Source organism: Zongyangia sp. (assembly GCF_965361945.1).
The window spans coordinates 1-9813 of sequence record NZ_CBDTOK010000071.1 but is presented as its reverse complement, the minus strand read 5'-3'; the positions used below and the strand labels follow the sequence as shown (position 1 = coordinate 9813).

The window sequence follows — 9813 nt, the reverse complement described above, 5'->3', positions numbered from 1 at the left end:
GATCTTGAGGTACAGGAAGGGGAGCGCTTTGGCTTTATCGGCCCGAATGGAGCAGGAAAATCCACCACCATCAAGCTTTTGCTGGGCTTTCTTTTTCCTACCTCCGGCAGTTGTAGGATTTTTGCAAAGGACTGTGTAAAAAGTTCAGAAATCATCAAGAGAGTAACCTCCTATGTGCCGAGCGAGGTGCGCTTTTACCGCAATTTGACAGGATATCAAATGATCAAGACGGCGCTGAGGTTTCATCATATGCGCTGGGATGCTGTAGCCGACCAGCTCATGGAGCAATTCGAGATTGATCCCGATAAGAAGATGGGAGAACTTTCCCTGGGCAACAAAAAGAAGGTGGCCATTGTGGCAGCGTTGGTTACCTGTCCAGCATTGCTCATCCTGGACGAACCAACCAGTGGCCTCGATCCACTCATGCAAAAGACCCTCTTTGAGGTATTGAAAAAGCGCAATGAGACAGGGCTTACTGTTTTTATGTCCAGCCACAATCTTGCAGAAGTAGAGCATTTCTGCCAGAAGGCGGCGTTTATCAAGGAGGGACGGCTCATCGAAGTTACCGAACTAGGCCGTGCTCGGGAAAATGGAAAAATTTTCTCGGTTGTTGCTCCGGAATTTGATCTGGCGATTTTAGGTGAGTTTGACGGAGAGCTTCTTTCTCAAGATAACGACACCATCCGTTTCCTTAGCCATGGAGATATTAACGCGGTTCTGAAAACACTATCCCGATATCACATTCAGGATCTATCTGTCCGCGATTTTGATCTGGAGGATAAATTCCTTTCTTATTATGAAGGTGGGGATAAATCATGAATGTATTTAGACTGGAATTTCGCAGTGGAAGAAAGGGTATCCTGATTTGGGCTCTCATCATGGCGGCGGTCATCGGCATTTTTATGTGTGTGTTCCCTAGTATGAGCGGCGAAGCAATGGGAGAAGTGATGGAGAATGCTTTGCAGGCCATGCCGCAGGAGATGCTGGAGGCTTTCAATCTAACGGACATGCCGGATTTCTCCCAGATTGAGGAATACTTTGCCTATGTGTTCCAATATATCCTCTTGGCCAGTGCTATTCTGGCGGCGGTCATGGGGATTGGGTCTTTGGTCCGGGAAGAAAGTGATGGAACCATTGAATTCCTTTATGCCCAGCCGGTGACAAGAGCTGCCATCGTGACCCAGAAAATTCTGGCCAATGTATTTTTGTTTTTGATTTATACTGTCATAGTGGCGTTGGTTTCCCTTGGGACTGTCTATCTATTTCTGCCGGAAAACGAGAATTTTATGGAGCTGCTTCCCAAGCTTGGCATTGTCTTTGCTGGAATGCTGTTGAGCTGTTTTATTTTTATGGCGTTTGGATTTTTTCTATCCTCCGTGACGCACAGTCATAAAGCGGCTGTGCCGGTAGCCGTAGGAACGGTGTTTCTGACCTATTTTGCGGGGATTGCATCCAAGCTGATGGATTCCCTGTCGGTACTGTGGTATTTTTCACCTGTGCACTATAGCACACCGGCAACCCTCGTTGCCAATGAAGCTATCGATATTCATGCAGGAATTATCGGAGGGTGTGCTATCCTTCTATTTGTAGCGCTCAGTTATATCTGGTATCTGAATAAAGATCTAAAAATTTAGGGAAGGTGAATTGATGATGGAAGAGACAAGACTTCAAAAACAATTGCGTTTTTTGGTGGAAGTGGACCAAATGAAGAATGTCCTGCGGCAGACATTGTTGGTGGATAAATCCCGCCGTGAGAATGATGCGGAGCATTCCTGGCATTTTGCCCTGATGGCTATGCTACTTAGTGAATACGCGGATGGCTCAAAGGTGGATTTTTACCGGGTACTGCGGATGGCGCTGGTTCATGATCTCATCGAGGTTTATGCAGGGGATACCTTTGCCTACGACAAAAAGGGGAACGAAGACAAGGAAGAGCGGGAAAAGAAGGCTGCGGACAAGTTGTTTGGCATGCTTCCGGAAGATCAGGGAAAGGAAATCCGGGATCTTTGGGAGGAATTTGACCAGATGGAAACTCCGGATGCACAATATGCCGCATCTATCGATCGCCTACAGCCGTTGATTAATAACTATATGACACAGGGTCATACCTGGCATATTGGAACGGTCACAAGCAAGGATGTCTATGCCAGGGCCGCTATTATTGAAAAAGCAGCTCCAGAGCTCTGGAAAGTGGTTCAGTTTATTATCAAGGATTCTATCGAAAAAGGCTGGCTCAAAGAATAGCTTTTTTGTACTTAATAAGTTTATACAAAAAGCCGCGGAAGACTGCGGCTTTTTAATTGTGATTTTTGCAATCTTTTCCTAAAAATGCTATAATAAAAATATACACTTCTGAAAGGGTGGGGGATATGAAGCTTCTTGTGCTTATTCTCAACAAGGTTGAAACATTGGAGCCATTATTGGCGCGGTTTACCGATCTACAGATTAATGGCGCCACGATTCTCAATAGTACAGGTATGGCGCGGGCGTTGTCAGACTATATGGATGACTCCTTTTTAGGATCGTTGCGGGCTATTTTGGATCCAGACCGGGATGAAAACAAGACCATTCTCACGGTACTTAGAGATGAGCAGGTACCGTCAGCGGTAGAGGCAATTGAGGATGTGGTGGGAGATTTGTCCCAGCCGGACACCGGTATTGTATTCACTGTGCCGGTGGATTTCATCAAAGGAATCCATGGGGACAAATAAATTTGGAGAAGATACTGTAAAGGATAGAAATCAAGATGGAACTAGGAATACTTTTTTATTTGGCATGTATCCTGTTTTCTGGATTGATATTTGGAAAACTGGCCAAAAGGGTAAAATTGCCGAATGTAACAGGATATCTGGTGGCGGGACTGATTATCGGACCTTCGGTTCTTGGTCTGATTCCCGGGGATATTGTCTCACAAATGAGCATATTATCCGATATGGCTTTGGGCTTCATTGCTTTTTCTGTTGGCAGTGAGTTCAAAATCAGTTATTTTAAACGGGTAGGCGTTACCCCTATAGTGATCGCAATTTTTGAGGCAGTTGTTGCGGTAATTTTTGTCATTCTTGGACTCATTATCGCGGGATATGAGGTGCCTTTTTCGCTGGTTTTGGGGGCAATTGCCGCGGCTACCGCACCAGCAGCTACCGTCATGGTAATCAAGCAGTATAAGGCGAAGGGGCCCCTGACCGAAACGCTCCTTAGCGTTGTAGCCTTGGATGATGCTGTCGCCTTGATCGCCTTTGGATTTGCTGTAACAGTTGCCAAATCCATTGAGTCACCAGCATCTGGCTCTCCGCTGCTTTCAATTTTAGACCCCTTTATTGAAATCGCTACTGCGGTAGTAATAGGCGCGCTGCTGGGAGCAATTTTTTCCTTTGTTTTGCGCTGGTTTAAAAGCAGCAGCAATCGCCTCATTTTGTCTATTGCTTTTGTTTTTATTGCCATTGCCCTCTCCACCTTGCTCAATGTCTCATCTCTGATGATGTGTATGAGCATGGGAGCAATCCTGGCCAATGTGAGCTCAACTTCGGATACGATTATGAAGATCACCGACTCAGTCACTCCTCCGCTTTTTATGATCTTTTTCGTTATTTCCGGTGCTGAATTGCAACTGTCGGTCATTCCGACTATTGGCTTGGTGGGAGTTATTTATGTTGTTCTGCGTGTGGCAGGAAAGATGTTCGGCGCGTGGGCGGGAGCTGCTTTGATGAAAGCTCCTGAGACAGTACGGCGTTGGCTTGGCCCCACATTGGTCCCGCAGGCTGGTGTAGCCATAGGACTGAGCCTAGTGGCAGAATCGGTAGTTCCCCAATACGCCAGCGTAATTCGGGCGGTTGTTCTCTGCGCGACCCTTATTTATGAAATTATTGGACCGATGGTAACGAAAATCTGCCTGAAGAAAGCCGGAGAAATTAGTGCTGACGCTTAAACTTTCAAAACAACAAGTAAAATGTGAGAAAGTTTTTGACTTTTCCACAACAAAATGATATAGTGATAGTAACCTCACCAGTGGGAGGAGTCCTGCTGGCAAGGTGATGTACAAAAAACCTTCTCATCTTCGAGGGCTTAGACCTGAGATAAAGTTGGTGGTCATTTTCGTCATGCTTAAAGTGCAGTTGGGATGAATTTGCACCCCACGACAGGTCTTTGTCGTGGGGTGTTTTTATTTCATTGGGGGGATCAGTTTGGAAACAAAATTAGCGCTGATCGGCATTGTGGTGGAGGAAGAAGAGGCTGTTCGAACTGTCAATGAGCTGCTGCATCAATATGCTCCCTATGTAGTGGGGAGAATGGGGCTGCCCTATCGTGCAAAGGGGGTCAATATCATCTCCGTGGTGGTAGATGCCCCGGAAAATATAGTCAGTGCTTTGTCCGGCAAACTTGGAAACATCAAAGGGATAGGAGTCAAATCGCTGTATGCAAAGACCAGTGACCGGAAACAATCCGATGAATGAGCTGACAAAAGAGTTGTCCATGGGAGGAAATCTTTCCAAAGATACCCTGTCAAAGCTGTTGGGTATGGACGACTTTTTCCCAGTGTATCAGCTGGCTGACCGGTATAATGAACGTCAGAACCATGGAGTTGTTAGAATCCGTGCTATCCTTGAGTTTTCTAACTATTGCCGCCGGCAGTGCCGCTATTGTGGGCTCAACAGGACAAACTTGAAGCTACAACGTTACCGGATGGATGAAAAAGAAATTATAAATACCGTCCTCATTGCATATCGGGCAGGATATCAGACCATCGTCCTTCAGTCTGGAGAGGATCCGGCCTATGATAAGGAAATGGTGGGCAGGATCATCCGGGGAATTAAGGACCAATGTCCCATTGCCATTACGCTAAGCTTGGGGGAGCGAAGCCGGGAGGAATATGCTTATTGGAAGGAATGCGGCGCCGACAGGTATCTGCTCAAACATGAAACCTCAGATCCTGATATTTACAGGAGCCTGCATCCCTGTGGGACCTTGGAAAACCGGCTACAGTGTCTGCAATGGCTCAAAGAATTGGGCTATGAAACAGGAAGCGGGTTTATGATTGGCCTTCCAGGGCAGACAAACGATACCATTGCCAATGACATCCTAACCTTACAGCGGCTTGGGTGCGATATGGCTGGAATCGGCCCGTTTATTGCCCACCCAGATACCCCCTTAAAAGACCATCCAGACGGGAGCACAGAACTAACCAAACGGGCGGTAGCGCTGAGCCGGATTCTCATGCCACAATTGAATCTCCCGGCCACCACGGCACTGGGAGTATTGGATGACGGAGAAAAGGATGATATTTTTTCCTGTGGCGCCAATGTCATCATGCGAAAGGTGACACCGGGCATATATCGCAGGCTCTATGAGATATACCCATCCAACCTCAGTTTGGATGACGATATATATAAGGGGCGGAGGGATTTAGAAGATTCTATCCGCCGATTGGGGAAACAACCTTTATAGAAAGAAGTGTGGAACATGTATAATGTCAAATCGAAAGTTGCCACCGAGTTCATCGATGACGGCGAGATTATGGAAACCCTGGAATATGCCGAGAAAAACAAAAGTAACCGGGAGCTGATTGAAAGCTTGCTAGAAAAGGCAAAGACCTGCAAGGGACTCTCTCACCGGGAAGCGGCTGTACTTCTCGACTGCGACCAGGAAGATTTAAATGAGAAGATGTATGCCCTAGCGCAGGAGATCAAACAGAAGTTTTACGGTAACCGAATCGTCATGTTTGCGCCGCTCTATCTTTCCAATTACTGTGTCAATGGATGTACCTACTGTCCGTATCATCAGAAGAATAAGCACATTCGGAGAAAACAGCTGTCCCAGGAGGAGATCGTCAAGGAAGTCATTGCGTTGCAGGACATGGGACACAAGCGTTTGGCGTTGGAAACCGGAGAAGATCCGGTCCGTTGCCCCATTGAATATGTGTTGGAGAGTATTAAGACCATCTACTCTATCAAACATAAAAATGGAGCCATTCGCCGCGTTAATGTCAACATCGCTGCCACAACGGTAGAAAATTACCGGAAGCTGAAAGAGGCTGGCATTGGTACCTACATACTGTTCCAGGAAACCTACAACAAGAAAGCCTACGAGCAGCTGCATCCCACAGGACCGAAAAGTAATTATGCTTATCACACCGAGGCCATGGATCGGGCCATGGAAGGCGGTATTGATGATGTAGGCTGTGGCGTCCTTTTTGGACTGAATCTTTACCGGTATGATTTTGTAGGATTGCTGATGCATGCTGAGCATCTGGAAGCAGCCATGGGAGTGGGACCACATACCATCAGCGTGCCTCGTATCCGTCCAGCGGATGATGTGGATCCCGATGAGTTCACCAACGCTATTTCGGATGATATTTTTGCAAAAATCGTAGCTGTGCTGCGGATTGCGGTACCCTATACGGGCCTGATTATCTCCACCCGTGAGACACCGGAATCCAGAAAGCGGGTGCTCCATCTGGGCGTTTCCCAGATCAGCGGAGGATCTTCCACCAGTGTGGGAGGATATGTGGAAAAGGAGAAAATCGAGGAGAACTCTTCCCAGTTTGAACTCAATGATACCCGTACCTTGGATGAAGTGGTTGGCTGGCTTTTGGATATGGGATACATTCCCAGCTTCTGCACAGCTTGCTACCGAGAAGGAAGAACGGGAGACCGGTTTATGCAGCTGGTTAAATCGGGACAGATTGCCAACTGCTGCCAGCCCAACGCGCTGATGACCTTGAAAGAGTATCTGGAGGACTATGCTTCTCCTGAAACAAAGGCAAAGGGAGAAGCACTCATCCGAAAAGAAATTGATAAGATTCCCAGCGATAAGGTAAGACAGATTGTTCTCAAGCATCTGGAAGAGATGAATGAGGGAATGCGGGATTTCCGCTTCTAAGACATAGAACAAGGGGGTTCGAATCTCATTGGGCGGTGCGCAGGGGATTTGAACCCCCTTTTCGTTTAAATTGAATTTTAAAATTTAGAAGGGGGAAGACTATGCCAGTCAATGAAATCAATCAAACGCCAAACAGCACCCGTACACATATCGGGATTTTTGGACGCACTAACAGTGGAAAATCGTCCCTGATCAATGCGATTGCTTCCCAGCAGACGGCATTGGTCAGCCCTGTGGCAGGTACAACCACGGATCCGGTTTATAAATCCATCGAATTACACCCGCTGGGCCCCTGTGTTTTGATAGATACGGCAGGCTTTGACGATGATGGAGAGCTGGGAGCGATGAGAACAGAACGTACAGCTCAAGTCATTGAGAAAACAGATATCGCTATTTTGGTTATTGATGCGCGAAACAATGATTTTTCTGAGGAAGAAAAATGGATAGACCGTCTCAAAGAAAAAAAGATTCCGATCATCGTCGCTGTCAATAAAAGCGACGAAAATGATCAAATTCCATCCTGGGTGAAACAATTTTCCTTTGTATCTGTCAGCGCTAAAACTGGAAAGGGCATTGACAAGTTAAAAGCAATGATCGCGTCCAAGGCACCTTCTGATGAGGATATTTCCATTACGGGAGAGGTGGCCAAGGCTGGGGATCATGTTTTATTGGTGGCCCCACAGGATATCCAGGCCCCCAAGGGGCGATTGATCTTGCCCCAAGTACAAACTATTCGGGATTTGCTCGATCATAAAGCGCTGGTTTCCATTGTGACGACAGACCAGTTGGAAGCGGCATTGCGTCTCTATAAAGATCCGCCACAGCTCATTATTACCGATTCCCAGGTCTTTGACATTGTGGCTAAGCTGACTCCAAAGGGAACAAAACTTACTTCTTTTTCTGTGCTGATGGCGAAATTCAAAGGAGATATTGATGTTTTTGTCAAAGGAGCCGCCAAATTAGACACCTTAAAAGAAACAGATAAGGTTCTGATCCTAGAGGCTTGCACCCATAATCCGTTAGATGGAGATATTGGACGCATTAAAATTCCGCAGATGCTTCGGAAAAAGATTGGAGAAAAGATCAGTATTGATGTACGTTCCGGCAACGATTTTCCTGATGATCTGACATCCTATGCCTTAGTTATTCATTGTGGAGGATGTATGTTCAATCGAAAGTATATGCTTTCTCGTGTGGAACATTGTGTGAAACAGGGCGTACCGATCACCAATTACGGTATTTTCATTGCAAAGGTGAAAGGCATCTTGGACAGAGTGGTGTATTAAAAATAGCGGCGAAAGCCGCTATTTTTTTGGCCATCTAGAGCGAGGCCGAGAAGGCCGAGAGCTAGGGCCATGGAGAAAAGATATTGCGAAGCAATAAGATAGCGGCGAAAGCCGCTATTTTTTTTGGCCATCTAGAGCGAGGCCGGGAAGGCCGAGAGCTAGGGCCATTGAGAAAGGATATTGCGAAGCAATAAGATAGCGGCGAAAGCCGCTATTTTTTTGGCCATCTAGAGCGAGGCCGAGAAGGCCGAGAGCTAGGAACGTTCAAAAATATATTACGGAATGATATAAATTGCAATAATAACTTATATTTATTACAAATATTGGATGAAAAAGAATTGGTATTTTTACAATTTTGTTAACAATAATAGCCTTACATTTCATTTCAATAAAAATATTGGTATAATAATACCGATTAACAACATTTGATGATTGACGGGCGGTTGGATAAAGGAACTGTCCGGTTTTGTGTGCTTCTAAATACAGGAAGAAGCTCTATAGAAAATGGAAGAGAAGATAGACGGCAGGACAAAGGCACATGGAGGAACTATGAGAAAAATTTGCGCTATTTTAGCGATTTTTATGATATGCAATTTATTGATTACCATTTCGTTTGCCCAGACAAATGTAGCAGAACCAGAAAACAGTGTGTCTGATACAGTACCAGATTGCACACTTTCACCAGATCAGATCATATCAGAGACAGCTGTGATGATTGATGCGGATACAGGACAGGTTCTATTCGAAAAGGATATGAACCGGAAGATGTTTCCGGCAAGCCTAACCAAAATTATGACAGCAATTCTGGCCCTTGAAAATGGCGATATGGATAGTATTCTTACGGCGGATCAAGAGATCATCGACGATGTGTATTCCTATGGGTTTGAAACCAGTCATATTGCACTGACAGTAGGGGAAAGGATCAGCTTAAAGGATGCCCTCTACGCATGTCTTTTGGAATCGGCCAATGATGCAACCGCGTTAATTGCCAAATCCATTGGGGGTTCCCTGGATCACTTTGTTGAAATGATGAATGAGAAGGCGCAGCAATTGGGGGCAGGCAACACCCACTTTGTCAATTCTCATGGGCTTCATGATGATAACCATTATACTACGGCATATGATCTTGCCCTGATTACCAAGTATGCATTGACCTTGCCAGACTTTGAAAAGATCATCAGCACAGATCAGTATACTATGGCGCCTACCAATAACCAGGAATCCGAACGTTATTTTTGGAATCAAAATCAGATGATCCAATCCTCTTATTATTATAATGAGGATGTGGTTGGCGGCAAACTCGGCTGGACAGAAGAGGCCAACAATACCATGATGGCTTTGGGCGAACGGGATGGACGTAGGCTGATCTGCGTTTTGCTGAAGAGTGTGGCGGCAAATGCGAAATATCAAGATTGCGAAACCCTGCTTAACTATGGTTTTGAGAACTTTAAGAGCATAGACATTGATGTTGCGAAAGAAATCCCGGCTGGAGTGGATATTATGGATAAATTTGGCCAGCTCGCCGGAGATGTAACGATTTCCTCCGCCCCTACGGTTTCTTATCTGATTCATAACCATCTCACCGAAGACGATGTGCAGGTAAAAATCCATGTGCCAGAATATTATCTGCTGGATCAGGAAATCCAGGCAG

General features: G+C 45.9%; 10 protein-coding genes. All 10 read left to right on the top strand.

The genetic code is table 11. The features are described from left to right. On the top strand, positions 1 to 819 hold an 819-nt coding region (locus ACZ25G_RS04745; RefSeq protein ID WP_463681712.1), incomplete at its 5' end, for an ABC transporter ATP-binding protein. Further along, on the top strand, positions 816 to 1634 hold the full coding sequence (locus ACZ25G_RS04740) for an ABC transporter permease subunit (RefSeq protein WP_463681711.1): 819 nt from the start codon (positions 816 to 818) through the stop codon (positions 1632 to 1634). The genes ACZ25G_RS04745 and ACZ25G_RS04740, both read left to right, overlap by 4 nt. Positions 1635 to 1650: 16 nt before the next feature. Then, entirely contained in the window at positions 1651 to 2244 is a 594-nt protein-coding gene (locus ACZ25G_RS04735; protein WP_191483257.1) for an HD domain-containing protein, read from the top strand. 125 nt (positions 2245 to 2369) lie between these two features. Then, positions 2370 to 2711: a hypothetical protein gene (locus ACZ25G_RS04730; protein WP_191483258.1), complete on the top strand. Its 342-nt coding sequence runs from the start codon at positions 2370 to 2372 to the stop codon at positions 2709 to 2711. 35 nt (positions 2712 to 2746) lie between these two features. After that, positions 2747 to 3925 (top strand): cation:proton antiporter, encoded by a 1179-nt coding sequence (locus ACZ25G_RS04725; protein ID WP_463681710.1) that lies wholly within the window; start codon positions 2747 to 2749, stop codon positions 3923 to 3925. A gap of 256 nt (positions 3926 to 4181) precedes the next feature. Beyond that, positions 4182 to 4451: a TM1266 family iron-only hydrogenase system putative regulator gene (locus ACZ25G_RS04720; protein ID WP_191483260.1), complete on the top strand. Its 270-nt coding sequence runs from the start codon at positions 4182 to 4184 to the stop codon at positions 4449 to 4451. Next, on the top strand, positions 4414 to 5442 hold the full coding sequence (gene hydE / locus ACZ25G_RS04715; protein WP_342681362.1) for a [FeFe] hydrogenase H-cluster radical SAM maturase HydE: 1029 nt from the start codon (positions 4414 to 4416) through the stop codon (positions 5440 to 5442). Before ACZ25G_RS04720 ends, hydE begins: the two co-directional genes overlap by 38 nt. 15 nt (positions 5443 to 5457) lie before the next feature. Beyond that, complete coding sequence (hydG, locus tag ACZ25G_RS04710) at positions 5458 to 6876, top strand: [FeFe] hydrogenase H-cluster radical SAM maturase HydG (protein ID WP_342681363.1); 1419 nt, start codon at positions 5458 to 5460, stop codon at positions 6874 to 6876. Positions 6877 to 6977: 101 nt separating this feature from the next. Then, positions 6978 to 8162, top strand: a complete 1185-nt coding sequence (gene hydF / locus ACZ25G_RS04705) for a [FeFe] hydrogenase H-cluster maturation GTPase HydF (RefSeq protein WP_463681709.1) — start codon at positions 6978 to 6980, stop codon at positions 8160 to 8162. Between the two features lie 582 nt (positions 8163 to 8744). Beyond that, on the top strand, positions 8745 to 9813 hold a 1069-nt coding region (locus ACZ25G_RS04700), incomplete at its 3' end, for a D-alanyl-D-alanine carboxypeptidase family protein (protein ID WP_463681708.1).

Excerpts from the sequence above, each read along its gene's own strand:
- ACZ25G_RS04740 (WP_463681711.1), top strand. The coding sequence starts at position 816 with ATGAATGTATTTAGACTGGAATTTCGCAGTGGAAGAAAGGGTATCCTG.
- ACZ25G_RS04735 (WP_191483257.1), top strand. The coding sequence starts at position 1,651 with ATGGAAGAGACAAGACTTCAAAAACAATTGCGTTTTTTGGTGGAAGTG.
- ACZ25G_RS04730 (WP_191483258.1), top strand. The coding sequence starts at position 2,370 with ATGAAGCTTCTTGTGCTTATTCTCAACAAGGTTGAAACATTGGAGCCA.
- ACZ25G_RS04725 (WP_463681710.1), top strand. The coding sequence starts at position 2,747 with ATGGAACTAGGAATACTTTTTTATTTGGCATGTATCCTGTTTTCTGGA.
- hydE (WP_342681362.1), top strand. The coding sequence starts at position 4,414 with ATGCAAAGACCAGTGACCGGAAACAATCCGATGAATGAGCTGACAAAA.
- hydG (WP_342681363.1), top strand. The coding sequence starts at position 5,458 with ATGTATAATGTCAAATCGAAAGTTGCCACCGAGTTCATCGATGACGGC.
- hydF (WP_463681709.1), top strand. The coding sequence starts at position 6,978 with ATGCCAGTCAATGAAATCAATCAAACGCCAAACAGCACCCGTACACAT.